Annotated in this window: 31 protein-coding genes and 1 other RNA gene; 11 read left to right on the forward strand and 21 right to left on the reverse strand. The window is 69.4% G+C overall.

Annotation, left to right across the window (positions count from 1 at the left end; all coding sequences use genetic code 11):
* Positions 1-26 precede the first annotated feature (26 nt).
* Positions 27-845: an NAD(P)-dependent oxidoreductase gene (locus LG380_RS15350; protein ID WP_225766287.1), complete on the forward strand. Its 819-nt coding sequence runs from the start codon at positions 27-29 to the stop codon at positions 843-845.
* 7 nt (positions 846-852) lie between these two features.
* Here LG380_RS15350 and LG380_RS15355 read toward each other — a convergent pair whose 3' ends face one another.
* A complete protein-coding gene (locus LG380_RS15355; RefSeq protein ID WP_225766288.1) occupies positions 853-1,722 on the reverse strand; it encodes an ion transporter in 870 nt (289 codons plus the stop codon).
* A gap of 70 nt (positions 1,723-1,792) precedes the next feature.
* Between LG380_RS15355 and LG380_RS15360 the strand changes: the two genes are divergently transcribed.
* On the forward strand, positions 1,793-3,016 hold the full coding sequence (locus tag LG380_RS15360) for an acetylornithine/succinylornithine family transaminase (protein WP_225766289.1): 1,224 nt from the start codon (positions 1,793-1,795) through the stop codon (positions 3,014-3,016).
* A gap of 1 nt (position 3,017) precedes the next feature.
* Positions 3,018-3,491: an HIT family protein gene (locus LG380_RS15365; RefSeq protein ID WP_225766290.1), complete on the forward strand. Its 474-nt coding sequence runs from the start codon at positions 3,018-3,020 to the stop codon at positions 3,489-3,491.
* Positions 3,492-3,533: 42 nt separating this feature from the next.
* Here the strand turns inward: LG380_RS15365 and LG380_RS15370 are convergent, their stop codons facing one another.
* Positions 3,534-4,154 carry an HAD-IA family hydrolase gene (locus LG380_RS15370; RefSeq protein WP_225766291.1) on the reverse strand — a complete coding sequence of 207 codons (621 nt, stop codon included), beginning with the start codon at positions 4,152-4,154 and terminating at the stop codon, positions 3,534-3,536.
* 156 nt (positions 4,155-4,310) lie between these two features.
* Here LG380_RS15370 and azu point away from each other — a divergent pair, with 156 nt between their 5' ends.
* A complete protein-coding gene (azu, locus tag LG380_RS15375) occupies positions 4,311-4,742 on the forward strand; it encodes an azurin (protein WP_225766666.1) in 432 nt (143 codons plus the stop codon).
* Positions 4,743-4,800: 58 nt separating this feature from the next.
* On the opposite strand, the gene hemL is transcribed toward azu, so the two are convergent.
* Positions 4,801-6,090 carry a glutamate-1-semialdehyde 2,1-aminomutase gene (gene hemL, locus LG380_RS15380; RefSeq protein WP_225766292.1) on the reverse strand — a complete coding sequence of 430 codons (1,290 nt, stop codon included), beginning with the start codon at positions 6,088-6,090 and terminating at the stop codon, positions 4,801-4,803.
* 4 nt (positions 6,091-6,094) lie between these two features.
* Positions 6,095-6,733: a thiamine phosphate synthase gene (gene thiE, locus LG380_RS15385; RefSeq protein ID WP_225766293.1), complete on the reverse strand. Its 639-nt coding sequence runs from the start codon at positions 6,731-6,733 to the stop codon at positions 6,095-6,097.
* Positions 6,734-6,804: 71 nt separating this feature from the next.
* Here thiE and LG380_RS15390 point away from each other — a divergent pair, with 71 nt between their 5' ends.
* Positions 6,805-6,996, forward strand: a complete 192-nt coding sequence (locus LG380_RS15390) for a rubredoxin (protein ID WP_225766295.1) — start codon at positions 6,805-6,807, stop codon at positions 6,994-6,996.
* Positions 6,997-7,031: 35 nt separating this feature from the next.
* On the opposite strand, the gene LG380_RS15395 is transcribed toward LG380_RS15390, so the two are convergent.
* From LG380_RS15395 to LG380_RS15860, 10 genes are all read right to left on the reverse strand, one after another.
* The gene (locus LG380_RS15395; RefSeq protein ID WP_225766297.1) at positions 7,032-7,880 is read right to left on the reverse strand and encodes a SirB1 family protein; all 849 of its coding nucleotides are present in this window, start codon (positions 7,878-7,880) and stop codon (positions 7,032-7,034) included.
* A gap of 64 nt (positions 7,881-7,944) precedes the next feature.
* Positions 7,945-8,397 carry a DUF192 domain-containing protein gene (locus LG380_RS15400; protein ID WP_225766298.1) on the reverse strand — a complete coding sequence of 151 codons (453 nt, stop codon included), beginning with the start codon at positions 8,395-8,397 and terminating at the stop codon, positions 7,945-7,947.
* Between the two features lie 107 nt (positions 8,398-8,504).
* A complete protein-coding gene (gene rpiA / locus LG380_RS15405) occupies positions 8,505-9,152 on the reverse strand; it encodes a ribose-5-phosphate isomerase RpiA (RefSeq protein ID WP_225766300.1) in 648 nt (215 codons plus the stop codon).
* Between the two features lie 50 nt (positions 9,153-9,202).
* On the reverse strand, positions 9,203-9,679 hold the full coding sequence (locus LG380_RS15410; protein WP_225766301.1) for an EVE domain-containing protein: 477 nt from the start codon (positions 9,677-9,679) through the stop codon (positions 9,203-9,205).
* Positions 9,676-10,263 (reverse strand): 5-formyltetrahydrofolate cyclo-ligase, encoded by a 588-nt coding sequence (locus LG380_RS15415; RefSeq protein ID WP_225766303.1) that lies wholly within the window; start codon positions 10,261-10,263, stop codon positions 9,676-9,678. Before LG380_RS15415 ends, LG380_RS15410 begins: the two co-directional genes overlap by 4 nt.
* Positions 10,264-10,410: 147 nt before the next feature.
* A non-coding RNA gene (gene ssrS, locus LG380_RS15420) (6S RNA) lies at positions 10,411-10,595 on the reverse strand.
* An 88-nt stretch (positions 10,596-10,683) separates the two neighbouring features.
* Entirely contained in the window at positions 10,684-10,986 is a 303-nt protein-coding gene (locus LG380_RS15425) for a cell division protein ZapA (protein ID WP_225766305.1), read from the reverse strand.
* Positions 10,983-11,204 (reverse strand): TIGR02449 family protein, encoded by a 222-nt coding sequence (locus tag LG380_RS15430; protein WP_225766307.1) that lies wholly within the window; start codon positions 11,202-11,204, stop codon positions 10,983-10,985. Before LG380_RS15430 ends, LG380_RS15425 begins: the two co-directional genes overlap by 4 nt.
* A 33-nt stretch (positions 11,205-11,237) precedes the next feature.
* Positions 11,238-12,644: an EAL domain-containing protein gene (locus LG380_RS15855; protein ID WP_263973787.1), complete on the reverse strand. Its 1,407-nt coding sequence runs from the start codon at positions 12,642-12,644 to the stop codon at positions 11,238-11,240.
* Entirely contained in the window at positions 12,593-13,399 is an 807-nt protein-coding gene (locus tag LG380_RS15860) for a PAS domain-containing protein (RefSeq protein ID WP_263973788.1), read from the reverse strand. Before LG380_RS15860 ends, LG380_RS15855 begins: the two co-directional genes overlap by 52 nt.
* Positions 13,400-13,595: 196 nt before the next feature.
* On the opposite strand from LG380_RS15860, the gene LG380_RS15445 reads away from it, so the two are divergent.
* The 3 genes from LG380_RS15445 to LG380_RS15455 all read left to right on the forward strand — a co-directional run bounded on the left by LG380_RS15445 (position 13,596) and on the right by LG380_RS15455 (position 16,331).
* Complete coding sequence (locus LG380_RS15445; protein ID WP_225766308.1) at positions 13,596-14,141, forward strand: YecA family protein; 546 nt, start codon at positions 13,596-13,598, stop codon at positions 14,139-14,141.
* 11 nt (positions 14,142-14,152) lie between these two features.
* Positions 14,153-15,478 carry a Xaa-Pro aminopeptidase gene (gene pepP, locus LG380_RS15450; protein ID WP_225766309.1) on the forward strand — a complete coding sequence of 442 codons (1,326 nt, stop codon included), beginning with the start codon at positions 14,153-14,155 and terminating at the stop codon, positions 15,476-15,478.
* An 88-nt stretch (positions 15,479-15,566) separates the two neighbouring features.
* Positions 15,567-16,331: a TerC family protein gene (locus LG380_RS15455; RefSeq protein WP_225766310.1), complete on the forward strand. Its 765-nt coding sequence runs from the start codon at positions 15,567-15,569 to the stop codon at positions 16,329-16,331.
* 36 nt (positions 16,332-16,367) lie between these two features.
* Here the strand turns inward: LG380_RS15455 and pepQ are convergent, their stop codons facing one another.
* The 7 genes from pepQ to rph form a co-directional block, all read right to left on the reverse strand.
* Complete coding sequence (gene pepQ, locus LG380_RS15460; protein ID WP_225766311.1) at positions 16,368-17,696, reverse strand: Xaa-Pro dipeptidase; 1,329 nt, start codon at positions 17,694-17,696, stop codon at positions 16,368-16,370.
* A 72-nt stretch (positions 17,697-17,768) separates the two neighbouring features.
* Positions 17,769-18,116, reverse strand: a complete 348-nt coding sequence (locus LG380_RS15465) for a PilZ domain-containing protein (RefSeq protein ID WP_225766312.1) — start codon at positions 18,114-18,116, stop codon at positions 17,769-17,771.
* A complete protein-coding gene (locus LG380_RS15470; RefSeq protein ID WP_225766313.1) occupies positions 18,113-20,689 on the reverse strand; it encodes a DUF1631 domain-containing protein in 2,577 nt (858 codons plus the stop codon). Before LG380_RS15470 ends, LG380_RS15465 begins: the two co-directional genes overlap by 4 nt.
* Before the next feature lie 84 nt (positions 20,690-20,773).
* Positions 20,774-21,994: a radical SAM family heme chaperone HemW gene (gene hemW, locus LG380_RS15475; protein WP_225766314.1), complete on the reverse strand. Its 1,221-nt coding sequence runs from the start codon at positions 21,992-21,994 to the stop codon at positions 20,774-20,776.
* An 8-nt stretch (positions 21,995-22,002) separates the two neighbouring features.
* The gene (gene rdgB, locus LG380_RS15480) at positions 22,003-22,599 is read right to left on the reverse strand and encodes an RdgB/HAM1 family non-canonical purine NTP pyrophosphatase (RefSeq protein ID WP_225766315.1); all 597 of its coding nucleotides are present in this window, start codon (positions 22,597-22,599) and stop codon (positions 22,003-22,005) included.
* On the reverse strand, positions 22,596-22,988 hold the full coding sequence (locus LG380_RS15485) for a VOC family protein (RefSeq protein ID WP_225766316.1): 393 nt from the start codon (positions 22,986-22,988) through the stop codon (positions 22,596-22,598). Before LG380_RS15485 ends, rdgB begins: the two co-directional genes overlap by 4 nt.
* Entirely contained in the window at positions 22,985-23,710 is a 726-nt protein-coding gene (gene rph, locus LG380_RS15490) for a ribonuclease PH (protein ID WP_225766317.1), read from the reverse strand. The genes LG380_RS15485 and rph overlap by 4 nt, the downstream gene beginning before the upstream one ends.
* Before the next feature lie 116 nt (positions 23,711-23,826).
* Here rph and LG380_RS15495 point away from each other — a divergent pair, with 116 nt between their 5' ends.
* The 3 genes from LG380_RS15495 to rpoZ all read left to right on the forward strand — a co-directional run bounded on the left by LG380_RS15495 (position 23,827) and on the right by rpoZ (position 25,821).
* Positions 23,827-24,687: a YicC/YloC family endoribonuclease gene (locus tag LG380_RS15495; protein ID WP_225766318.1), complete on the forward strand. Its 861-nt coding sequence runs from the start codon at positions 23,827-23,829 to the stop codon at positions 24,685-24,687.
* A 90-nt stretch (positions 24,688-24,777) separates the two neighbouring features.
* A complete protein-coding gene (gmk, locus tag LG380_RS15500; RefSeq protein WP_225766320.1) occupies positions 24,778-25,392 on the forward strand; it encodes a guanylate kinase in 615 nt (204 codons plus the stop codon).
* A 129-nt stretch (positions 25,393-25,521) separates the two neighbouring features.
* Entirely contained in the window at positions 25,522-25,821 is a 300-nt protein-coding gene (gene rpoZ / locus LG380_RS15505) for a DNA-directed RNA polymerase subunit omega (RefSeq protein WP_225766322.1), read from the forward strand.
* The last annotated feature ends 91 nt before the right edge of the window (positions 25,822-25,912 follow it).

Consider the following 25,912-nt stretch of genomic DNA (forward strand, 5'->3'; position numbering starts at 1 on the left):
CCAAGGCACCTGCAGACGGCAGATCCATGACCTCCCTCGCTGGCAAGACCCTGTTCATCACCGGTGCCTCGCGCGGCATCGGCCTGGCCATCGCCGAGCGCGCCGCGCGCGATGGCGCCAACGTGGCCATCGCCGCCAAGTCCTCGGTACCCAATCCCAGGCTGCCGGGCACCATCCACAGCGCCGCCGAGGCGGTCAACGCCGCCGGTGGTCGCGCCCTGGCGCTGAAGTGCGACATCCGCGAGGAAGACCAGGTGCGCGCTGCGGTGGCCGCGACCGTGGACACCTTTGGCGGCATCGACATCCTGGTCAACAACGCCAGCGCGATCTGGCTGCGCGGCACCCTGGATACGCCGATGAAGCGCTTCGACCTGATGCAGCAGGTCAACGCCCGCGGCAGCTTCCTGTGTGCCCAGGCCTGCCTGCCGTACCTGCTGCAGGCACCCAACCCGCACATCCTCACCCTCGCCCCGCCGCCGAACCTGGACCCGAAGTGGTGGGGGCCGCACACCGGCTACACCCTGGCCAAGATGGGCATGAGCTTCGTCACCCTGGGGCTGGCGGCCGAGTTCGGCCCGCAGGGCGTGGCGGTCAACGCGCTGTGGCCGCGCACGGTGATCGCCACCGACGCGATCAACATGATCCCGGGCATCGACGTGGCCGGCTGCCGGCGTCCGCAGGTGATGGCCGATGCCGCGCATGCGGTGCTGGTGCGCGAGGCCGCCGGTTTCAACGGCCGGTTCCTGATCGATGACGAGGTGCTGGCCGAGGCCGGGATCACCGACCTGTCCGGTTACGCGGTCGACCCGGCCCACCCGCTGGAGCCGGACCTGTTCCTGGACTGAGCGTGGCTCAATCCTGCGGTCGCGGCAGCTCGTGGCCGCAGCGGTTGCAGTAGCGCGCCTTGTGCTCGTGACCCTCGTGGCCGCAGATCACGCAGCCGCGGTGGTCCAGCCGGCTGATGTCCTCGCCGCGCAGCATGGTGCCGGCCAGCTCGGCGGTGTAGATGCCGGTGGGCACGGCCAGGATCGAGTAGCCGATCAGGATCAGCACCGAGGTGATGAAGCGGCCCAGGGTGGTGTGCGGGACGATGTCGCCGAAGCCCACCGTGGCCATCGTCACCACCGCCCAGTACATGCTGGCCGGGATGTTGGAAAAGCCGCGCTCCGGCCCTTCGATCACGTACATGAGGGCGCCGGCGATGATCGCGATGGTGACCACCATGAACAGGAACAGCAGGATCTTGCGCCGGCTGCGCCACAGCGCGTGCATCAAAACGCCGCTTTCCTCGATGTAGCGGGTCAGCTTGAGGATCCGGAACAGGCGCAGGATGCGCAGGGCGCGCACCACCAGCAGGCTCTGCGCGCCGGGCACGAACAGCGACAGGTAGGTGGGCAGTATCGACAGCAGGTCGATGATTCCCCAGATGCTGAAGGCGTAGCGCAACGGCCGCCGCACCACCAGCAGGCGCAGCGCGTACTCGACCGTGAACAGTGCGGTGAAGACCCACTCGATCACGTAGAACCACGTTGCCCAGTCGTGGTGCAGGCGCTGCACGCTGTCGAGCATGACCACGCCCACGCTGGCCAGGATCGCCACCATCAGGATCAGGTCGAAGTCGCGCGCCGGCCGGGTATCGTGGTGGTAGATGATGTGGAACCAGCGGTGGCGCCAGCCGCTGCTGCGGGCCGGGTTGAGCTGGGGGGTACTGAACAGTCTCATGGCCGCCATTGTGCCGCGGGTCGGCGGATGGAGGACAATGGGCGCTTTCCCCTCTCCCCCTGCTGCCACCATGACCGCCACCGACGCGCTCCTGTCCAAGTCCTCCTACTACCTGCCGGTCTACGCGCCGCGCCAGCTGGTGCTCGAGCGCGGCCAGGGCGCGCGCGTCTGGGACGTGGAGGGGCGTGAGTTCATCGACCTCGCCGCCGGTATCGCGGTCTGCTCGCTGGGCCACAACGATCCGGACCTGAAGGCCGCGCTGCTGGCCCAGGCCGAGAAGATCTGGCACGTGTCCAACGTGTTCTACACCGAGCCGGCGCTGCGCCTGGCCGAGGAGCTGGTGACCGCCTCGAAGTTCGCGCAGCGCGTGTTCTTCTGCAATTCCGGCGCCGAGGCCAACGAGGTCGCGATCAAGCTGATCCGCAAGTGGGCGACCAGCGCCGGCCGCGAGCCGGGCAAGCGCACCATCGTCACCTGCCGCGGCAGCTTCCACGGCCGCACCCTGGCCACGGTGACCGCCACTGCCCAGCCCAAGTACCAGGCCGGCTACGAGCCGCTGCCCGGTGGCTTCCGCTACATCGACTTCAACGACGTCGCCCAGCTGGAAGAAGCGATGGCTGCTGGCGACGTGGCCGCGGTGATGTTCGAGCCGGTGCAGGGCGAGGGTGGCGTGGTCCCGGCCTCGGCCGAATTCATGGCCCGCGCCCGCGCGCTGTGCGACGAGCACGATGCGCTGCTGGTGTTCGACGAGATCCAGGTCGGCATGGGCCGCAGCGGCAAGCTGTTCGCCCACTGGAACTGGAATGTCACTCCGGACATCGTGACCCTGGCCAAGGCGCTGGGCTGCGGCTTCCCGATCGGCGCGATGCTGGCCGGGCCCAAGGTCGCCACCGCGATGGGGGTCGGCTCGCACGGCACCACCTTCGGCGGCAACCCGCTGGCCACCGCCGTGGCCCGCGTGGCGCTCAAGAAGCTGTCCAGCGCGGAGATCGAGGCCAATGTCGCCCGCCAGTCGGCCGCACTGCGCGCCGGCCTGGAGGCGATCAATGCCGAGTTCAATGTGTTCTCCGAAGTGCGCGGCATGGGCCTGATGATGGGCGCGGTGCTGAAGGACGAATACGCCTCCGATGCCAGCAGGTTCCTCGACCTGGCCGCCGAGCAGCAGGTACTGATCCTGCTGGCCGGCGCCAGCGTGCTGCGCTTCGTGCCGGCACTGAACATCAGCGACGAAGAACTGGCCGAAGGCCTCAAGCGCGTGCGTGCGGCCATCGCCGCCTACCTGGCCGCGCGCTGAGGTGGCTGACTGCGTCTTCTGCCAGATCCTGGCCGGCCACGCGCCGGCCAGTGTCATCTGCGAGGACGCCCGCGTTGTGGCGTTGATGGACCTGCGCCAGGCCGTGCCCGGGCATGTGCTGGTGATCCCGCGCCAGCATGCCGAAACCCTGTACGACCTGGACGAGGACGTCGCCGCCCACGCGATGCGGGTGGCGCACCGCGTGGCGCTGGCGCTGCGCAGTGCGCTTGCTCCCGACGGCCTGAACCTGTGGCAGTCCAACGGTGAGGCCGGCGGCCAGGAAGTGCCCCACTTCCACCTGCACGTGCATCCGCGCCGCGTCGGCGATGGCCTGCTGGATGTCTATCCGGCCGGTGTGCCGGCGCCGGCGCCGCGCGAACAGCTTGATGCGCTGGCGCTGATGCTGCGGCAGCAGCTGGAGCAGGGCGCGCTGATGGCGCCAGGTGCGGCTACGTCGTGCACTCACCAGCGCTGATGCACGCCCCCGGCATGCCCAGCGCCGGGCCCGACAGCTGGCTCACAACAATCGGTAACGCCTGAGCACCTTGCGCAGCGTGCGCGCGTCGCGTGCCGTCTCCGCATGCAGCCCGGCAGCGCGGGCACCACGCACGTTGACGAACAGGTCATCGACGAACAACGCGTGGCGCGCTTCCACGCCGAAGTACGCCAGGGCGGCAACGAAGGCTTCCGGCGCAGGCTTGCGCACGCCCAGCATCGCACTGCACAGCACCTTGCCCTCCAGACGCGGGAACAGGCCCGGTGCGATCTGCCGTATCGCCTGCAGCATCAGCGCGCTGTTGTTGCTGAGGATGCCGACGGCCAAGGCTGGATCGAGCTTGCCCAACATTTCCACTACCTGGGACTTTGCCCGGCTTGCAGCCACGCGCGCCGCGATCCACCCGGCCTCGTCCAGCGGCCTGCCCAACGCCTGAGTGATCTCCCGCAGGTAGCCGGCGGTATCGATGCGGCCACTGTCATGGGCAGCTTCCAGCCCCGAACCAAAGATCGCCTGTGCCACCGCGGCCGGCTCGACATTGCAGTGGGTCGCCAGCGCCACGATGCGCGCGGCATGCGAGTAGTCGGCGACCAGGCCGTCGAAATCGAGCAACAGCAGGCGGGGTGGAGTAGTGGCGAGCATCGGGAATGGAGGGCGTGCCTGCGGGAGACAGTAACCGCCCGCAGCGGAGTGCCCGGCGGACAGGTGCGACATCCCGTCGCATGGGCGCACCGGATGCGCCGAATAGAATCAACGCCAGTACCGAATGCTGGAGTTGCCGTGAAGCTGTCTGCCGTGATGCTGGGCGTGGTGGCCTGCCTGTCTGCCCCGATGGCGCTGGCGCGCACCTGCGCGCTCAGCATCGACAGCGATGACCGCATGCAGTTCTCGCAGTCGCAGCTGCGCGTGGCGCCGGACTGCAGCCAGGTCGAGCTCACCCTGCGCCATACCGGCAAGCTGTCGGCGGCCGCAATGGGCCACAACTGGGTGCTCACCCGCAGCGCGGATTTCCAGGCCGTGGCCAGTGCCGGCATGCGCGCGAAACTCGCCGACAGCTACCTGCCGCCGAAGGATCCGCGGGTGCTGGCCTTTACGCCGGTGATTGGCGGCGGCCAGGCGACGTCCGTGCGCTTTGCCACCGCGCGCCTGCGCAAGGGCGAGACGTATACGTTCTTCTGCTCGGTGCCCGGGCACTGGGCAATGATGAAAGGCACCCTGGTCTTCGCCTGAGCCGCTGCCGCGCCGCGCCACGGCCCCTCCCGGGCGCGGCGCGCGGCGGCCGGTGCGATCAGGCGGCGATGGCCTTGAACGCCTCGCGCGCGGCAGCAAGGGTTGCTTCAATCACCGCCTCGTCGTGCGCGCTGGACAGGAAGCCGGCCTCGTAGGCGCTGGGTGCGAGGAACACGCCGCGCTCGAGCATGGCGTGGAAGAAGCGGTTGAACGCGGCGGTGTCGCAGGCGATGGCCTGGGCGTAGGTCTCCACCTTCTGGTCGGTGAAGAACAGGCCGAACATCGCGCCGACGCGGTTGGTGGTGACCGCCACGCCGGCTTCGCATGCGGCCGCTTCCAGGCCTTCGCACAGGCGTGCGGTGGCGGCGCTGAGCTGCTCGTGGAAGCCCGGCGCCTGCACCAGCTGTAGCATCGCCAGGCCAGCGGCCATGGCCACCGGATTGCCGCTGAGCGTGCCGGCCTGGTAGATCGGGCCGGCCGGGGAAATCTGGTTCATCAGCTCGGCGCGGCCACCGTAGGCGCCCACCGGCATGCCGCCGCCGATGATCTTGCCGAAGGTGGTCAGGTCCGGGGTGATGCCGTAATGCGCCTGCGCGCCGCCGAGGGCGACGCGGAAGCCGGTCATCACCTCGTCGAAGATCAGCAGCGCGCCATGCTGCGTGCACAGCTGCCGCAGGTGCTGCAGGTAGCCTTCGCGCGGCGGGATGCAGTTGGCGTTGCCGACCACCGGCTCGATGATCACCGCGGCGATCTCGCTGCCGATGTCATCGAACAGCTTCGTCGCGCCTTCGAAATCGTTGTAGCTCAGCGTGGCGGTCAGCTCGCTCAGGCCCGCCGGCACGCCCGGCGAGGTCGGCACGCCCAGGGTCAGCATGCCGCTGCCGGCCTTGACCAGGAACGAGTCGCCGTGGCCGTGGTAGCAGCCCTCGAACTTGACGATGCGCTGGCGGCCGGTGGCGCCGCGCGCCAGGCGGATCGCCGACAGCGTGGCCTCGGTGCCGGAGTTGACCATGCGCACCATCTCGCACGAAGGCACCAGGGAAGTGATGGTCTCGGCCATGGTGATCTCGGCCGCGCATGGCGCGCCGAACGACAGGCCGTCGCCGATCGCCTTCTGCACGGCCTCGCGCACGGCCGGGTGGTTGTGGCCGACGATCATCGGACCCCAGGAGCCGACGTAGTCGATGTAGCGGTTGCCGTCCACGTCGAACAGGTACGGGCCATCGGCACGCTGCACGAAGAATGGTTCGCCGCCGACCGACTTGAACGCGCGCACCGGCGAGTTGACGCCGCCCGGCAGCAGCTTCCGGGCGCGTTCGAACAGGGCGTGGGATTGGTCGTGGTTCATGGGGTCAGTCCTGGAAGCAGTCGAGATAGGCGCGCAACGCGGCCCTGGGGTCCGGCGCCTGGAACACACCGCTGATCACGGCGATCAGGTCGGCACCGGCGGCGATGATCGGTGCTGCATTGTCCGGGGTCAGCCCGCCGATCGCCACCCGCGGTACGCCCAGCATTGCCGCGCCATGCAGCAGCGCCGCGTCGGCATGGCGGGTGTTGGCCTTGGTGCGGCTGGGGAAGAACGCGCCAAAGGCGACATAGCTGGCGCCGGCGGTTACCGCCGACTGCGCCAGCGCCAGCTGGTCGTAGCAGGAGGCACCCACGATGGCATCGGGGCCGAGCAGGGCGCGTGCGGCAGCGATGTCGCCATCGTCCTCGCCCAGGTGCACCCCGGCCGCGCCCACGGCCGTTGCCAGCGCGGCATCGTCGTTGATCACCAGTGCCACGCCGGCCTGTTCGCACAGGCCCTGCAACGCCGTTGCCTGTTCAAGGCGGAGCGCGGCGTCGGCCAGTTTGTTGCGGTACTGCAGCCACGGCACGCCCGCGCCAAGCAAGGGCTGCACCTGCGCCAGCAGACGCGCGGTGTCGGTCTCGTCGGGAGTGATCAGGTACACGCCGCGCGCTTGCGCGTGCGGGAAGGAAGCGGGAGGCATGGCAATTACCGGGGTGGCGGCGGGGATGGGACAATGCCTGCAGACAGACTCGTCCAGACCGTGATTATCCGATGACCGATGCCACCACCACCACCTATCGCACCTGGATGTGCGTTGTCTGCGGCTTCACCTACAACGAAGCCGACGGCCTGCCGGAAGAGGGCATCGCCCCCGGCACGCGCTGGGAGGACATCCCGGACACCTGGACCTGCCCGGACTGCGGCGTGACCAAGGACGATTTCGAGATGGTGGAGCTGGACTGATCCACGCGGCGCGGCGTGTGCCGCGCTGTCCCGCATCAGTGCAGGCGCGGGCGCCGCGCGCCCAGGGTGATCACGCGATCGCGGATCGCGGCTGCATCGTCGGCCTGCGGCTGCCGCAGCAGGTAGTTGGCCAGGTCCTCGCGGGCGCCGGCCACATGTCCCAGACGGGCATAAGCCAGCCCGCGGTCACGCAGCGCGTCAGACTGCTCCGGCGCCAGCTTCAGCACGCGGTCGGCACTGCGCGCGGCACGGTCCCACTCGCCACGCTCGGCATAGATGGCGTGCAGGTTGCGCAGCATCCGCACCAGGATCGCGCGGTGCGGGGCCGGGTCGAGGATATGCGCCAGCACGTTGTCGTCGGGCGTCTTCCCGCCCAGGTGCTGGCTGGCGCGTTCGCGCAGCTCGTCCACGCCCAGCGGGCGGCCCCCATTGAACGGGTCCATCACCAGCACGCCTTCCTCCACCGGCATCCGCACCAGGAAATGCCCCGGGAAGGAAATGCCGTCGAGGTGGATGCCGAGCCGGCGCGAGACTTCCATCTGCACCAGCGCCAGCGAGATCGGGTTGCCGAGGCGACGGTCGAAGACCTCGTTGAGGTAGCTGTTGCGCGGGTCGTAGTACTCGACGTGGTCGCCGGTGTAGCCCAGCTCGTCGAACAGGTGCCGGTTGATCGCCGCGACCTTCAACGGCCAGGCGGCGATGGCCGCGACCTCGGTGCGCAGGTGGTCGGCATGCTCCTGCACCAGCGCGTCGTAACGGGCCGGGTCCAGGTCCGGGTACTCGTCACGGGCGATCAGCAGCGCGCTGGCCAGCAGCGGCAGGTCGTCGTTGTCGCGGGCGCCCAGCGCATCCCAGTCCGGCAGGAGGAAATTCGTATTCGGCATATCCGCACACTGGCGACGGAACCGGTTCCATTCAAGCATCCGGCGCGTGACCAGGCTGTCTGGTTCAGTCCAGCGTCGGGATGCCGGGACCGAAGGTGAGCTCCGCGCCGTTTTCCAGGTTCAGCCGCGCGGCCTGGCCAGCGTTGAGTTCGAGCACGTAGCGGGCCGGGCGACGGCTGGGGTACGACGGGCAGCCGTTGCCGCCGGTGCACGGCGGCACGTCGCGCTTCTGCGACACCAGCCGGCGCTGGTTGTCGAAGTACAGGATGTCCAGCGCCAGCCGGGTGTTCTTCATCCAGTACGACTGCGGCTCCTGCCGGTCATGGATGAAGAGCATGCCGTGGTTGACCGGCATGCTGTCGCGGAACATCAGCCCGCGCGCGCGCGACTCGTCGTCCTGGGCCAGTTCGACCTCGTAGCGCTCGCCAGCCAGCTCCACCCAGTACTTCGGCGCGGCCGAGGCGCACCCAGCGAGGGCGAACAGGGAACACAGCAGCAGGGTGCGGAGCAGGGACATGGCGGGCTCGGGAGTTGGGCACGATGGCGAACCTTCGGCCAAGGCGCGGGGGGCGTCAAGACAACGGGCGCAGGCCGCAACGGCGGCCAGCGCCACGATGGAATGGCTCAGAGCACCTGCGGCGGTTCGCCACCGATGATCACCACGTCGGCGCGGCGGCGGGCGAACAGGCCCACGCAGACCACGCCCGGGATCTGGTTGAGCTGGGCCTCGAGCTTGACCGGATCGGTGATGGACAGGTTGTGCACGTCCAGGATCACGTTGCCGTTGTCGGTGACCACGCCATCACGCCACACCGGCTGGCCGCCGGTCAGCGCCAGGATCTCGCGTGCGACCAGGCTGCGTGCCATCGGGATCACTTCCACCGGCAGCGGGAACCTGCCCAGCACCGGCACCTGCTTGGAGGGATCGACGATGCAGACGAACTGCTTGCTGGCCTCGGCGACGATCTTCTCGCGGGTCAGCGCGGCGCCGCCGCCCTTGATCAGGCACTTGGCCGGGTCGCACTCATCGGCGCCATCCACGTACAGCGACAGCGTGCCGGCGTGATTGAGGTCCAGCACCTCGATGCCGTGCTGCTTCAGCCGCGCCGTGCTCTGCTCGGAGCTGGACACCGCGCCCTTGATGCGGTGCTGGATGCGCGCCAGCGCATCGATGAAGTAGGCCACGGTGGAACCGGTGCCGACGCCGACGATCATGCCGTCCTCGACGTACTCGATGGCTTTTTCGGCGGCCAGGCGCTTGGCTTCGGACATGCTGGGACCTGCAGTAGGTAGGTGGGTTGGGATGTGGACGGGCGTGGCGCTCAGGCCTTTTCCAGCGACAACAGCAGCTTCCACTGGGCGGCGGTCACCGGGAACACCGACAGCCGGTTGCCCCTGGCGGTGAGCGGGAAACCTTCGCCCAGCTCCTCGGCATGCTGCTTGATCTCGTCCAGGGCGATCACCCGCGCCAGCTTGCGCTCGAAGGCCACGTCCACCAGCATCCAGCGCGGTTCCTCGCGCGTGCTCTTCGGGTCGTAGTAATCCGATCCGGGGTCGAACTGGGTGTCGTCCGGATACGCCTCGCTGGCCACCGTGGCCAGCCCGACGATGCCCGGTACCTTGGTGTTGGAGTGGTAGAACAGGATGCCGTCGCCGACCTTCATTCCATCGCGCATGAAGTTGCGCGCCTGGTAGTTGCGCACCCCGTTCCAGGGCTCGGTGCCCACGCGTTGCAGGTCGTCGATGGAAAAGGCGTCCGGTTCGGACTTCATCAGCCAGTAGCGCTTGCGGGCAGTCATGCGTGCGGGGATTCGGGGAACAGGGTGGTGGTTTCGGTGCAGATGGCGTCCACCGCCACATCCCAGTGCTCGACCGGAAGCGCGGGCACCTGCTGCACGGAGAAGCCGACGCCGACCAGCCACGGTGGTGCACTGCGCTGGTGGCGGAAAGCGAAGCTGCGATCATACCAGCCGCCTCCCATGCCCAGCCGGCGCCCGGCGCTGTCGAAGCCGACCAGCGGTGCCACCACCAGGGCCATTGCCTCGGCCGGCAGGGCATCGTCGGGATGGATGTCCGGTTCGGGAATGCCATAGCGGTTGGTGGCCAGCGGTTGCCCCGGCCGCCACGGCGCAAAGCGCAGCAGCTCGCCATGCAGGATCGGCAGGCAGTAGGTCTGGCGCGACGGCAACTGCATCTGCCAGCGGTGCAGGGCTATCTCGCCGTCCATTGCCCAGTAACCGGCGACCGGGCCGGCGATGTCGGCAAACGGCAGCGCCAGCAACCGTGTGGCGAGCAGTTCGGCGGCGGCCAGCCGCACGGGAGCGGACAGCTCGCGGCGCGCCTGCCGCAACTGGCGACGCAGCTCGTGACGGTCGGTGCTCATGCGAAGCGGCCGCGGCAGGGTGGGAACGTAATGCGCATCTTCAACAGGCCGGGTCAGGAAGGCGTCCATTGAAGCGCGTTGGCGCAGTTGCCGCACGCACAAAAAACAACAGCGGCACCCGTGGGAGCCGCTGTTGCAGGAAGAATTGCATTCTCCGCCATGACGATGCGTGCGAAACGACCTTGAACCCGGGGTTCAAGTGGGAACGCTGGGGAACCATCGGGCTTCCCGCTACGTGGCGGACATGCACACCCGGCGCCGTCGCGTCCCCGTGGTCGTCATTAAGGGACAAGGCGAATGTTTGCACACGCTGTCGTGCACGGCAGAGAACGCAGGGAAATTATAGCGGCATTGCCCGGCATGGCCAGCCCGTTCGTCGGGCAGTGCCGGGTTCAGCAGCGTGAGCCGTGTGTTATTCGTTCAGCGCGGGCTGCTGTCCAGCGCACGGTCAAGGCGCTGGTTGAGTTCGGCCAGGGTGCGCTGCACTTCGGCGGACTGGCGCAGCTGTTCGTCGCGCAGCTGCTGCAGTTCGTGCGCGAGGTTGAGCGCGGCCAGCACCGCGACGCGGTCGACAGCGGCCATGCGGTTGCTGCCGCGGATCTCGCGCATCTTGGCGTCGAGCATGCGCGCGGCGGCATGCAGGCTGTCGCGTTCGTCGGCATCGACGCCGACGGTGTATTCGCGGTCGAGGATGCGGACGCTGACGGGTTCGGTCTGGCTCACGTGTGCTGCTCCAGTGATTTGAGCCGGGTGATCATGGCTTCCACCCGTGAACGGGCCTGTTCGTTCTTGGTCAGCAGTTGCGCGCGCTCACCGATCAGCTGTTCCTGCTGGTGGCGCAGGCTGCGGTTCTCTTCGGCCAAGCGCTGGTTGCGCTCGAGCAGCAGCTCGAAGCGCGCGGCCAGGGCCTGCAGCTGGGCAAGGGTGTCGGCTGGATCCATGGGCGGCACGATAGGCATCGGGGCGAGGGGTGGTCAATGGGCGCCGCGCGCGGCTTTCTGCAGGAAGCGCAGGCAGGCGTCGGGTTCGAGTGCGGGTGCCACCAGGTGGCCCTGGATCTCGTCGCAGCCGTGCTCGTGCAGGAACTGCAGCTGGCCGCGCGACTCCACGCCCTCGGCCACCACTTTCAGCGACAGCGAGTGGCCCATGGCGATGATGGTGCTGGTGATGGCTTCGTCGTCCGGGTCCAGGGTGAGGTCGCGGACGAATTCGCGGTCGACCTTGAGCGTGGTCAGCGGCAGGCGCTTGAGGTAGGCCAGCGAGGAATAGCCGGTGCCGAAATCGTCGATGGCCAGGCCCACGCCCTGGTCGCGGCAGGCGCGCAGCAGCGCGGCATTGGCCGCGACGTTGCCCATCACCGCGCTTTCGGTCAGTTCCAGTTCCAGCTGGCCCGGGCGCACGCCGGTCTCGTCGAGGACGCGTACAAGCAGGCCGGAAAGATCGCCGCGCTGCAGCTGGATCGCCGAGACATTGACCGACAGGCACAGGTCCTCCTGGCCATGCCCGCGCCACGACTGCAGGGTCCGGCAGGCCTGGCGCAGAACCCATTCGCCCATTTCCAGGATCAGTCCGGTCTCCTCGGCCAGCGGGATGAACTGCGAGGGCGAGACCAGCCCGAACTCGGAGCTGTGCCAGCGCACCAGCGCCTCGACCCCGACCACGCGGCGGTCCACCAGCGAATAGCGTGGCTGGTAGACCAGGCTCAGCTCGTCGTCGAACTCGATCTTGCGCAGGGTGCTGGCCAGGGTGGCGCGGTGGCGGGTCTGCTCGTCCATCCGCGCCGAGTACAGCTGGTAGGTGCTGCGCCCGGCGGCCTTGGCCTGGTACATCGCGGTGTCGGCATGCTTGAGCAGCTCGGTCGGCAGCAGCGCATGCTGCGGATAGAGGCTGATGCCCACCGAGGGCGCCATCGCCACCTCGCGGCGTTCGTCCAGCCGCAGCGGCATCTCGAACGCGGCCAGCACCTGGCGCGCCAGCTCCTCGGCCTCGTCGGTGGAAGACAGGCCTTCGAGGATCACGGTGAATTCGTCGCCGCCCAGGCGTGCGACGGTGTGCTGCGGGCCCACCGCCTGCTGCACCCGTTCGGCCGCGGCGCGCAGCACGCGGTCGCCGACCGCGTGGCCGAGCGAGTCATTGATGTCCTTGAACCGGTCCAGGTCCAGGAACAGCACCGCCACCAGCCGGCCCTCGCGGCGGGCGCGGACGATGGCGCGGGCCAGCCGCTCGGAGGCCAGGGCGCGGTTGGGCAGGCTGGTCAGGGTGTCGTAGTTGGCCAGGTAGCGCAGTTCCTGCTCGGCCTTGCGGCGCTCGGTGATGTCCTCCAGCACGATCACGTGGAAGCTGCGGCGACCATCGATGTCGCGCACCAGGTTGTGGCGCACGTGGCAGAGGATTTCCTGGCCTCGCGATGACGCTGCCAGTTGTCACCGGACCAGTGCCCGGCCTGGCGCACCGCCTGCAGCCGTTGTTCCAGCAGGGCGGCCGGCTCGTTGCCGGTGTCGAGCATGCGCAGTGGCGCGCCCAGCACCTGGGCTTCCTCGTAACCGGTGATCCGGGTAAACGCCGGGTTGACCCAGACGAAGTGCAGGTTGCGGTCCAGCACCCCGACCGCCTCGCTCATGTTGAGCAGCACCTCGCTGGCGATGCGGCGTTCGGCGTCGGCGCGGCGGTGTACGGAGATGTCGCGCGCGGTACCGGTCACGCGCAGCGGCGTGCCGTCGGCGCCCCGTTCGGCCACCCGGCCGCGCGCACGTACCCAGTGCCACTGCCCGGGCTGGCCCAGCTCCATGCGGTGCTCGGACAGGAACACCGCGCTGCGGCCCTCCAGGTGGTCGGCCAGGCGGCGCATCACCTGGGGCAGGTCGTCGCGGTGGATCGTAGGGTCGCCTTCCTCGCGGTTGACCATGGTGATCTCGGCCGAGGCCGGGGCCAGCTCATCGGCAAGCATCCAGCGCAGGCGCCGCGTGCGCAGGTCATAGTCCCAGAGCTGCTCGCCGGAGGCCCACAGAGCCAGCTTCAGGTGCTGGTCGCGCTCGTGCAGGTCGCGGTTGCGCGCCTGCAGTTGCCGCACCTGGCGTCGCGCCCGCCACGCCAGGGTGGCCGCGGCCATCCCCAGCCCCGCCAAGGTCCCGCCCACGATCACAGCCGTATACGGGAAGACCGTGGCGACTGCGCTCGGCATGGACGATGGGTTTCATGGTGGGATCGTCCCGAGTGTAGGCGGGGCGTTCACGCATTCACAAGCGGGTTTGCAGGTCCCCGTTGCTACACTGTCGCGCTGGGCCGCGCCGACCTGCGCCGCGGCGTTTCCACCATATTTCCGGGCCTGCGACATGACCGATCTTCCCCACGTCCACGACGTAGCCCAGGCCAGCCGCGCGCTGGGCCTGGCCACCACCCCCGCCGAACTGCACGGGGGGCTGTGTGGCTGGCTGGCCGCCGGTGGCGTCGACACCCAGGCCTGGCTTGCCCGGGTGCTGGCCGATGACAGCCTGCCGGCGCCCGAAGCCGACGGCGCGCTGGACCAGCTGCGCAAGGCCAGCGCCGAGCAACTGGAGGACCGCGACTTCGCCTTCGAGCTGCTGCTCGAGGAAGAGGGCGCCTCGCTGCAGCAGCGCACCGACGCGCTGTTCGACTGGTGCCGTGCGTTCCTGGGCGGCTTTGGCATGGCCTCGGAGAAGCGCCCGGCGTTGAGCGAGGAAGGCGAGGAGGCACTCCAGGACCTGGCCAGGCTCGCGCAGGCGTCCAGCGACCAGTTCGACAGCGCTGACGAGGACGAGGACGCGCTGGCCGAGATCGAGGAGTTCGTGCGCGTGGCGGTCCTGCTGCTGCACGGCGACTGCGTAATGGGGCCGCGGCACCGCCAGCGCCTTAACTGAGCGGGGTGGCGATGAAAGCACTGACCGGGATCGCCGCCGACGAATACGTCGACCGTCGCCGCCAGTTGATGGAGGCCGCCGGTGACGATGCCATCCTGATCCTGCCGGCCGCGCCCGAGCGCGTGCGCAGCCTCGACACCCACTATCCCTACCGGCAGGACTCGGACTTCTGGTACCTGACCGGCTTCCCCGAGCCCGAAGCGGTGCTGGTGCTGGTCCCGGGCCGCCGCCATGGCGAGGTGATCCTGTTCTGCCGCGAGCGCGATGCCGAGCGCGAGGCCTGGGATGGCCCGCGTGCCGGCCAGGAGGGCGCAGTCGCCCTCTACGGGATGGATGATGCCTACCCGATCGATGACCTCGACGAGATCCTGCCCGGCCTGCTGGAAGGGCGCTCACGGGTCTACTACCACTTCGGCCGCGACACCGACTTCGACCTCAAGCTGATCGGCTGGGTCAACCGCGTGCGCTCGCAGGTGCGCCACGGCGCGCAGCCGCCGCACGAACTGCTCGAGCTGGGCCATCTGCTGCACGAGCAGCGGCTGTTCAAGTCCGAAGCCGAGATCGCGCTGATGCAGCGGGCGGCCGACATCACCATGCAGGCGCACCGCATCGCCATGCGCGCGGTGCGGCCGGGCATGGCCGAGTACGAGCTGCAGGCCGACCTGGAACGCGAGTTCCGCGCCAACGACGGCTGGCCGGCCTACGGCAGCATCGTCGGCACCGGCGCCAACGGCTGCGTGCTGCATTACCACAGCAACAACGCGCGCTGTCGCGATGGCGAGCTGGTGCTGATCGATGCCGGCGCCGAATACCGGGGTTACGCCAGCGACATCACCCGCACCTTCCCGGTCAACGGCCGCTTCTCGGCCGAGCAACGCGCCCTGCATGACCTGGTGCTCGCCGCGCAGGCCGCGGCACTTGAACAGGCGCGCCCCGGCGTGCCCTACGAGGCCGGCCACCTGGCCGCGGTGCAGGTGCTGACCGAAGGCCTGCTGCAACTGGGCCTGCTCACCGGCACGCTGGAGACCAACCTGGCCGAGCGCCACTACCAGCGCTTCTATCCGCACAAGACCGGACACTGGCTGGGCCTGGACGTGCACGACGTCGGCGACTACCGGGTTGACGGCCAGTCGCGCCTGCTCGAGCCGGGCATGGTCTACACGATCGAGCCGGGCCTGTACGTGCGCAGCGACGATCGCAGCGTGGATGCGCGCTGGCGTGGCATCGGCATCCGCATCGAGGACGACGTGCTGATCACCGCCGATGGCCACCGCGTGCTGACCGAGGGCCTGGCGCGTAGCGCCGACGCGATCGAGGCGCTGATGGCCGGCGCCTGAGTGCCGGCCGTCGATCCGGACCTGACAGCGCGACTGCTATAGTCCGGGCTTGCGCCCCGCCCGGGGCATCATGCCCGTGAACACGCCCATGCTTGAATCGCTCGCCAACCCCGAGATCTGGATCGCCCTGGCCACGCTCACCGCGCTGGAGCTGGTGCTGGGCATCGACAACATCATCTTCATTTCGATCCTGGCCGGGAAACTGCCGGAGGCGCAGCGCACCAAGGCGCGGCGGATCGGCATTGCCATGGCCGCGATCACCCGCCTGGCGCTGCTGTTTGCCATCGCCTGGATCATCGGCCTGACCGCGCCGCTGTTTTCCGCGCTGGGCCGCGAGTTCTCCTGGCGCGACCTGATCCTGGTCGGCGGTGGCCTGTTCCTGATTGCCAAGGCCACCCACGAGATCCACCAGAAGCTGGAAGGCGCCGCGCAGCCGGAAACCGGCGCCATCGCCAAGGGCGCAGCCACGCTCGGCGGCGTGGTGGTGCAGATCATGCTGCTGGACGTGGTGTTCTCGCTGGACTCGATCATCACCGCGGTGGGCATGGTCGATGAGCGCTGGGTGATGGTGACCGCGATCCTGGTCTCGATCGGTTTCATGATCGGCTTTGCCGGCCCGATCGGCGACTTCGTCGAGCGCCATCCCACGGTCAAGGTGCTGGCGCTGAGCTTCCTGATCATGATCGGGCTGGTGCTGATCGCCGATGGCTTCGGCCAGCACATTCCCAAGGGCTACATCTACGCGGCGATGGCGTTCTCGGTGTTCGTCGAGCTGATCAACCTGTGGATCCGCCGGCGTGCGGCAAAGGCGCAGGCCGCCAGCGCCGGCGGCGCGGCTGGCGGGCAGGAGTGAACAAGGTGGCGCCGGGCAGGCCGGCGCCGTTGCAGGTCAGTTGGCCGCGGCGAAGGCCGGGCGGGTGAGGTTGTCGGCCGCACCCCCGGTGCACAGCACGTCGTCCTCGATGCGGATGCCGCCGTAGGGGCGGAAGAATTCCACGCGGTCCCAGTCGACGCTGGCCGCGTTGCCGGCCTTCTTCACCTCGTCCAGCAGCATGTCCACGAAGTACACGCCCGGCTCGATGGTCACCACCATGCCCGGCTCCAGCACGCGGGTCAGGCGCAGGTAGGGATGGCCGGCCGGACGCTCGATGCGGCCACCGGCGTCACTGGCGGCAAAGCCGGCCACGTCATGCACCTGCAGTCCGATCAGGTGGCCGATGCCGTGCGGGAAGAATGCCGCGCTCACCCCGGTGGCCAGCGCGGCCTCGGGCGAAACCTTTATCACGCCGAAGTCCTTGAGGATGCCCATCAGCGCCAGGTGCGCATCCACGTGCAGCTGCCTGTAATCGAAACCGGCGCGCACCGCCGCGCACATGCGCTGCTGCGCGGCATCCACCGCATCGATCATTGCCTGGAACTCGTCGTGGCCTGCCGCCGCGTAAGTGCGGGTAATGTCGCTGGCGTAGCCATGGGCCGAGGCGCCGGCGTCGATCAGGAAGCTGCGCAGCGGACTGGGCGCACTGCGGCCCAGCTCGGTGTAGTGCAGCACCGCGCCGTGTTCGTTGAGCGCGATGATGTTGCCGTAGGGCAGGTCGTTGGCGTCCTGGCCGACCGCGCTGCAGTAGGCCATGTGGATGGAGAACTCGTCGGCACCGGCACGGAACGCGGCCTCGGCAGCGCGGTGCCCGCGCACGGCCAGCTGCTGGGCCTGGCGCATCAGCGCGATCTCGTACGGCGTCTTGAACGCGCGGTGCCAGTCCAGGTAGTGGATCACCGCCTCGGGGTTGTTCGGCACATGGCCGCCAAGCGCGCTCTGTGCCTCGCCCAGGATCGCGCAGCGCGCCGGGTTGGCCGGCAGCAGCGGCAGCGCTTCCTCGGGGGTGCGGATGACGTGGATGTCGAAATGCTCGACCCACCAGCCGCTGGGGGCCTCGGGCACCACGTGCCAGTAGTCAAACGGCTGCAGGAACACCAGTTGCGGACGCTTGCCCGGGGTGTAGACGATCCAGCTGTCGGTGACGCGGGTCAGCGGGACCCAGGCCTTGAAGTTGGGATTGACCGCGAACGGATAGTCGCGGTCATCGAAGACCTGGTAGTGGCGGGTGCCGCTGGGAATGACCAGATGGTCGAAGCCGCCGCGGGCCAGGGCCTGGTCGGCGCGCTGCCTGAGCACGTCGAGGTGATGGGAATACAGGGCGCCGGGGTCTTGCGGGGTCATCGCGGTTCTCGTGGCAGTACGGATGCCCCCGATTTTGCCGCAATCCCCCAGGCGCCGCTGAGCCGGCGCGGATCAGTGCGGCGGCAGGACGTGCTCGATCCAGTGGCGCAGCACCTCGCGGTGCTGGCGGTCCAGGGTCAGGAAGCGGAAGCCCGCCCAGGCCTGGCCGGGGGCGTGGGCCTGTTCGCTCCACAGCAGGTGCGCGCCCACGTCGATCTGGGTCTCGTGGCCGTTGCGGTCGGGTACCGGGAAGCGCAACTGGTAGAGCGCGTCCTCGACCACCGGCACCGAGGCCAGCAGCAGCATGCCGCTCTCGGACACGTTGCCGAGCCGTCCGATCGGCGCTTCGGTCATCTGGTCGAACACCGGGACCTGCGCGGTGACCGGGCGGCGCGGGGCGCGGCGGGTGTCGTTGCTCATGGCGTCTCCTGCTCGGGGTGGCTGCCCACCAGCGAGCGCAGGGTGCGGATGGTGGCCTGCCAGGCGCGGTCGATCAGGCGGCCCTTGTCCTCGGTGACGATGCGCGCCTGGTTGTGTGCCATCAGCCGCGCCAGCGCATCGAGCGAGTGCTCGGACAGCTTCTGCCCGCGCTGGTTGACGAACAGCGCGTTGTCGGTGATCAGGCTGTACCAGGACAGGCGCTGGCGGCGTACATCGCCCTGCTGGTTGGTCACGAACTCGAACCAGGTGCCGAAGGGCAGGGTACGCAGGCGCCGGTAGTGCTCTTCCTCGAGCCCGGTGCGCGGCGCCTTCTCCTTGGCCGGGGTAGTGCCTTCCTTCTGCTCGCCCAGGCGGCTGCGTGCCTTGAGCTTGGCGGCCAGCTCGGTGCGCGAGGTGAGCTCGTCCTCGCCGCCGGGCGTGGACAGGCGGCGTGCGATCGCGCTGCCTTCCTCGGCGTGGTAGCCGACCTGCAGCAGCGCTTCCTCGAGCTGGGCGCTGAAGGCGGCATCGGGTTCGCCGCCGGCCGGCTGGCAGGTGATCTCGGCAATGCGCCGGGTGGCGTCCAGCCGCTGCTGCCATTCCTCGGACTTCTCGCCCTGGCGCAGCAGGGTGAGGGTGAGCACGTCCGACCAGGCCTGGCGCAGCAGCGCCTGCACGAACTTGGGCGGCGAGCGCTGCTCGCACAGCTTCTCGATGGTGCTGGTGGCCAGCTGCTTGGCCGCCTCCAGGCGTTCGCGGCCGCGTGCGGCCTCCACGTGGCGGCGTTCGGCGACCTCGGCCTTGTGCGCGGCGCTGCGGAAGTGGTTCAGCACTTCCTCGTTGGCAGCCTCGAACACGGCCTCGTCGCCGTTGTATTCGCTGACGACCTTCTCCACCGCCTGGCCCAGCTTCTGCAGCAGGGCCGGATCGGTGTCCTCATCGCCGAGCCAGGTTGCGCCGGATTCGGCCACGGCGTTGAGCAGCTCGCGCGCCGGGTGCTGGTCACGGACGAAGAACGACGGATCGGACAGGGCGGCGCGCACCACCGGCACCTGCAGCTGGACCAGCAGGTCCGATGCCGGCGCCTCGTTGCGCACCTCGCGCTGGATCTGGCCGTAGAGCATGTCCAGCAGGTCGAAGGTGTCGGTGTCCTGCGGCGACAGCGCCGCCTCCGGGCCGTGGTCGGCGCGCACCTGCGCCAGCACCGCGCTGCGGATGTCGTTGACGCTGCGGCGGTGGCCGCCGGCGCGTGCCGGAGCCTGTAGCTGCAGCTTGCCCAGCACGTCCATCACCGCGGCGGCGGGCATGGTGCGTGTCGGCCGTTCCGGTGCCGCCGACAGCAGGGACTCGCCGGCCGGCGCGTTGCCGCCCATGGTTTCCATGCCGGCGCCCGACGCCGGACCACCGGTGCCGGTGCCACCCGCCTCGCTGCCAGTCACCGCTGCCCGCGCGGCAGCTGCCGAGCGGGCCTGTTCCAGCATCTGGTGCAGTGCGGACATCGCAGCCGGTGCGGCCGGGGCCGCATCATCGTCGTGGGCGAGGGCGGCTGCAGCCTCGGCCAGCGATGCACTGGTCGCCGCGCCGGCAGTCGCGCCCGGCATCGCGCCTGTCGTGGCTCCGGCGGCGCCAGCAGGCATGCCGCCCTGGGGCATGGCCCCGGCAGGCAGGGCTGCGGGGGCGGCGCCTGCCGGCAGGCCGCCGGGCATCGCCGACAGCAGTTGTTCCATCGCCGTCGACCAGGCGCTGGTCGGGGCCTGTCCGGTCCAGCCGGTCAGCGGGCGGCGCGCGGCGTCTGGCCTGGGTTGTGCCGGGGACTTGTCGCCCGCCTGCGGTGGCGCACCGCGGCGGGTGCCGGCCGGGCGGCCCAGGTAGGGCTGGTAGACCAGGCCCGGCAGCACGCCTTCGTGGGCGAGCAGGATGTTCACCTTGTCCAGCAGTTCGCCGTAGCGCTCGACCACCTGGCGGTCGAAGGCGCGGTACAGCTCCAGCTGCGCATCCAGCCCCAGCTCCAGGCGCTCGCCGACCTCGCGCAGCACGCGGCACAGCGCGTACGGGCCGAGCGGCAACTGTTCCACTTCGTAGGCCGGTGAGGTCGCCAGCACGCCAAAGCGCTGCCCCAGCAGCTGCAGGGCGCTGGCCGAGCGCGAGGCCTCGCGGCGCGCGATGTCATGCAGGACGATGTCGCGGTCGATGTCGGTGTCTTCGACCAAGGTCAGGGTCTGGAACGCACGCGCCTTGTCCGGGCCCGGCGACGGCGAAGCCACCGGCTGCCTGAGCCCGGCCAGGGCACCGGCCAGGGCGTCGAGGAAGTCGGTGGCGAAGATCTCGCCGGATTCGCGCAGCTTGCGCGTCTCGGCGTACAGGTCGGACTGGTGCTGGCTGCTGCGCGCACGCTCGGCCTGCTTGAACAGCTCGCGCTCCAGGTCAACGACCACCAGTTTCAACGGGTTGGCCAGTGCCTGCACGGCCAGCCCGTGGATGGCTTCGAGCAGCCGGCGCGGGCGCGGTGGTACCGGCGCGGCGGCCAGCCTGGCAAGGGCATTGCTGGAAGAGGCGGTCAAGGGCGCTGACATCCGATGTACGTTCCCGACTCCCCTGAACTGGGGCGCTGGTCACCATTCTAGCCGGATCGCGGCGGTCCTCAGCGAACCCCAGGCTCAGTCGAGGAACAGCTCGATCACGTCGTTGGTGAAGCGCCGGCCCAGCTCGGTCGGCTGCACGTGCTGGCCGTGGACCTGCAGCCAGCCGCGGCGGCAGGCCTCGGCCAGTGCCGGGCCAATCGTGCTGCGCGGCAGGCCGGTGCCGGCCTCGAAATCGGCCAGCGAAGAACCCTCGTGCAGGCGCAGCAGGTTGAGCATGTACTCGAACGGCAGGCGCGCAGCGTCGATGATGTCGTCGCCGCCGATCGCCTTCTCTGTGCCGGCGCTGACCATGTAGGTCTGCGGATGCTTGTGCTTCCAGCGGCGCAGCACGTGCTGGCCGGCTCCGGAGCTGATCTTGCCGTGGGCGCCGGCGCCGATGCCCAGGTAGTCGCCGAAGCGCCAGTAGTTGAGGTTGTGCGCGCACTGCCGGCCCGGGCGGGCGTAGGCGCTGACCTCGTACTGGGCGTAGCCGGCCTCGGCCAGCATCGCCTGGCAGTGTTCCTGGATGTCCCAGGCCGCATCGTCGTCGGGGATGCCCGGCGGCGGCTTGGCGAAGAACACCGTGTTCGGTTCCAGGGTGAGCTGGTAATGGGAGATGTGCGCCGGCTGCAGCGCGAAGGCGCGCTCCAGGTCGTGCTCGGCCTGGGCCAGGGTCTGGCCGGGCAGGGCGTACATCAGGTCCAGGTTGAAGTTGTCGTAGCCGGCATCCTGGGCCAGCCGTACCGCGCGCTCGGCCTCGGCGCTGTCATGGATGCGGCCCAGGGCGCGCAGCGCCTCGTCGTTGAAGGTCTGGATGCCGAAGCTCAGGCGGTTCACGCCGGCGGCGCGGTAGCGGTCGAAGCGCCCGTGCTCGGCGGTACCCGGGTTGGTCTCCAGGGTGATTTCCAGGTTCGGCGCAAAGCGCAGCCGCGCGCTGGCCGCCTGCAGGAAACGGTCGATCGCCTCGGGCGGGAACAGGCTGGGCGTGCCGCCGCCGAAGAACACGCTGGTCACCACCCGGCCCCAGACCAGCGGCAGGTCGAACTCCAGGTCGCGCACCAGTGCGTCGATGTAGTCGTCGAACGGCAGCGCGCCCTTGCCGGCATGCGAGTTGAAGTCGCAGTACGGGCATTTGCGCACGCACCACGGCAGGTGCACGTACAGCGACAGCGGCGGCGGAATCAGCTGCAGCGGGCCGGCGTCGATCGCGCAGGCCTCGCCCGGCAGGTGCTTGCAGTGGTCGTGGTCGTGCGGCATGGCGATGGTCAGAGGAGGCCGGCGAGCTGCTGCTTGAGCTGCTGCAGCGCCTGGGCACGATGGCTGAGTTCGTTCTTCAGCGCCGGCTCCATTTCCGCGGCGGTCAGGCCATGGACCGGATCGAGGAACACCGGGTTGTAGCCAAAGCCGTGGTGGCCGCGCGGGGCATGGGTGATCTCGCCTTCCCAGCGGCCTTCGCAGATCAGTGGCTGCGGATCGGCAGCGTGGCGCAGCAGCACGATCACCGCGTAGAAACGCGCGCTGCGCTGTCCGTCGGGCACATCACGCATGACCTCGAGCAGCTTGGCGTTGTTGGCCTGCGCGTTGCTCGGCTCGCCGGCGTAGCGTGCGCTGTACAGGCCGGGCGCCCCGCCCAGGGCGTCCACGATCAGGCCCGAGTCGTCGGCCAGTGCCGGCAGGCCGGTCGCCAGGCACGCCGCGCGCGCCTTCAGCAGCGCGTTCTCGACGAAGGTCAGCCCGGTTTCTTCGACATGACCCAGCCCGAGCTCGGCGGCCGAGGTGATCTGCAGCGGCAGCTCGGCGAGGATCTGCTGCATCTCCACCAGCTTGCCGGCGTTGTGGCTGGCCAGTACCAGTTGCTTCATTGACGGGGCTCCAGCAGGTCCCAGGTATTGCCGTAGAGGTCGCGGAACACCGCGACCGTTGCATAGGGTTCGTGGCGCGGCGCTTCGAGGAATTCCACGCCGGCCGCCAGCATCGCCGCGTGGTCGCGGGCGAAGTCGTCGGTGTGCAGGAAGAAGCCGACCCGGCCGCCGGTCTGGTCGCCGATGCGGGCCTGCTGTTCCGGGGTGCTGGCGCGGGCCAGCAGCAGGGCCGCGCCCGGGTTGCCATCAGGGGCGACGACCACCCAGCGCTTGCCGTTGCCCAGGTCCTGGTCCTGGCGCAGGCCGAAGCCGAGCGCGCCGGTGAACCACGCAATCGCGCGGTCGTAGTCGTCCACCAGCAGGGTGGCCAGGGCCAGCTGACGCTTCACGCCGACAGCGCTGCCTGCTGCGCGGCCAGCAGCTCGTTGATGCCCTTCTCGGCCAGGACCAGCAGGGCATCAAGCTCGTCGCGGCGGAAGGCATGGCCTTCGGCCGTGCCCTGCAGCTCGATGAAGCCGCCGCCGTCGTTCATCACCACGTTCATGTCGGTATCGCAGGCGCTGTCCTCGGCGTAGTCCAGGTCCAGCACCGGCACGCCCTTGTAGATACCGACCGAGACCGCGGCCACCGCGCCGAACACCGGGTTGCGCTTGATCTCGCCACGCTTGATCAGCCAGTTCACCGCATCGACCAGGGCCACGTAGGCGCCGGTGATCGCCGCGGTGCGGGTGCCGCCGTCGGCCTGCAGCACGTCGCAGTCCAGGGTGATGGTGCGTTCGCCCAGCGCGCCGCGGTCCACGCAGGCACGCAGGGTGCGGCCGATCAGGCGCTGGATTTCCAGGGTGCGGCCGCCCTGCTTGCCGCGGGCGGCCTCGCGGTCGGAGCGGGTGTGGGTCGAGCGCGGCAGCATGCCGTATTCGGCCGTCACCCAGCCTTCGCCCTTGCCGCGCAGGAAGCCCGGCACGCGGTTCTCGACGCTGGCCGTGCACAGCACGCGGGTGTCGCCGAAGCTGACCAGCACCGAGCCTTCGGCGTGGCGGGTGAAGGCGCGTTCGATGCGCACCGGGCGCAGCTGATCGGCCTGGCGGCCGCTGGGACGGGAGAAGGTCATGGGATGTCCGGGATGCGAAGAAGGGAGACGGGCCACGGCGCGGCGCAGGTGTCGTCGGGGGCGCGCGGGAAGGTCGCTAGAGTACCATTTGCCCTTTGCAGCGCATCGGAAACCGCATGATTCGGAGCATGACCGCCTACGCCGGCGGCGAACGCACAACCCCCTGGGGCACGCTTTCCTGCGAGCTGCGCTCGGTCAACCACCGCTTCCTGGAGCTGGGCCTGCGCCTGCCCGAGGAGCTGCGCGCGATCGAGCCGGCCCTGCGCGAGAAGGTCACCGGTCGCCTGAACCGCGGCAAGCTCGATGCGGTGCTGCGCCTGCGCGCGCCGGAAGTGGCGACCTCGCTGGCGGTCAACGAAGTGCTGGTCGATCGGCTCGGCGAGCTGGCCCAGCGCCTGCAGGCCAGGTTCCCGCAGATGCGCGTGGGCTTCACCGATCTGCTGCAGTACCCGGGCGTGCTGCAGGGCCAAGCGGTCGAGCCGGCCGCGCTGCAGGCCGAGGCGCTGGCGCTGATGGACGAGGTGCTGGACCAGTTCCTGGCCGCGCGTGAACGCGAGGGCGCGCAGCTGGCCGCGGCCATTGCCGAGCGCGTGGACGGAGTCGAGCGCATCGCCGCCGAGGTCCGCACCCTGATCCCGGCCATCCGCGAGGGCCAGCGCGCCAAGCTGGCCGCGCGCCTGGCCGACCTGCCGCATCCGGTGGACCCCGGTCGCGCCGAGCAGGAGCTGGTGATGTGGCTGCAGAAGCTGGACGTTGACGAGGAACTGGACCGCCTGGGCAGCCATGTCAGCGAGATCCGCCGCGTGCTGCGCCAGCGCGAGCCGGTCGGCCGCCGCCTGGACTTCCTGCTGCAGGAGTTCAACCGCGAGGCCAATACCCTGGGCTCGAAGTCGGTGGACAGCCGCACCTCCAGTGCCGCGGTGGAGCTGAAGGTGCTGATCGACCAGATCCGCGAGCAGGTCCAGAACATCGAGTAACGGCCACAGGCGCGGCCGCGGCATTTGCAGCTGCGGCCGGCGCTGGTTATCGTGCGCCGCCCGTTCCCATCGACCCCCGAGACCCGTTCGATGCGAGGCACCCTCTATATCGTCGCCGCCCCTTCCGGGGCCGGCAAAAGCAGCATCGTCAACGCCACCCTGGCGCGCGACCCGCAGATCTCGCTGTCGATCTCGTTCACCTCGCGCGCGCCGCGCCCGGGCGAGGTGCAGGGCCAGCACTACCACTTCGTCAGCGCCGAGGAGTTCGAGCGGATGATCGCCGCCGGCGACTTCTTCGAGCACGCCTGGGTGCATGGCGACTGGAAGGGCACCGCCCGGCAGTCGGTGGAGCCGCAGCTGGACGCCGGCAAGGACGTGCTGCTGGAGATCGACTGGCAGGGCGCCCAGCAGGTGCGCCAGCTGGTCCCCGGCACGGTGACCGTGTTCATCCTGCCTCCGTCGCGGCAGGCGCTGCAGGACCGCATGCGCAAGCGCGGCCAGGATAGCGAGGAAGTCATCGCCCAGCGCCTGGCTGCCGCGCGCGAGGAGATGCTGCACTTCAACGACTTCGACTTCGTCATCGTCAACGAAGTGTTCGACACCGCGGTCGACGAACTGTGCGCCATCTTCACTGCCAGCCGCCTGCGTCGCGAGGTACAGAAACAGCGCCATGCCGACCTGATCCAGGCCCTGCTGGACCAGTGATAGATTGCAACTGACTGATTTGTAAAGGTTCGGCGCGGCCTTGACTTGCGCCGGGCCGGTGCCGGCCCGTACAATCGGCGCCCTTTCCCTCATTCGACTGAGCGGCCGACCAGGTCGCCGGGAGCCCGTATGGCCCGCATCACCGTAGAAGATTGCCTGGAAGTCGTTAACAACCGTTTCGAGCTGGTCATGATGGCGTCCAAGCGCGCCCGTCAGCTGGCCAATGGTGTCCAGGCCACCCTCGACAACAGCGAAACCGAGGACAAGCCGACCGTTCTGGCGCTGCGCGAGATCGCCGCCCGCAACATCGACAACGACCTGATCGAGGAAGTCGAGAAGGCCGAGCGCGAGCGTGCCGAGCGCGAGGCGCTGGAGTGGGCCGCTGCCGAAGTCGTCGCCGACGAGGACATGTCCAAGAACGACGATTGACCGCAGCTTCCGCCGCGATCAACGCCGTGTGCGAACAGCCCGCCAAGTGCGGGCTGTTCTGCATTCCGGGGTTTGCCGTCGTTGCAGCGGT

This window comes from Stenotrophomonas sp. Marseille-Q4652 (genome assembly GCF_916618915.1).
GTDB lineage: Bacteria > Pseudomonadota > Gammaproteobacteria > Xanthomonadales > Xanthomonadaceae > Stenotrophomonas.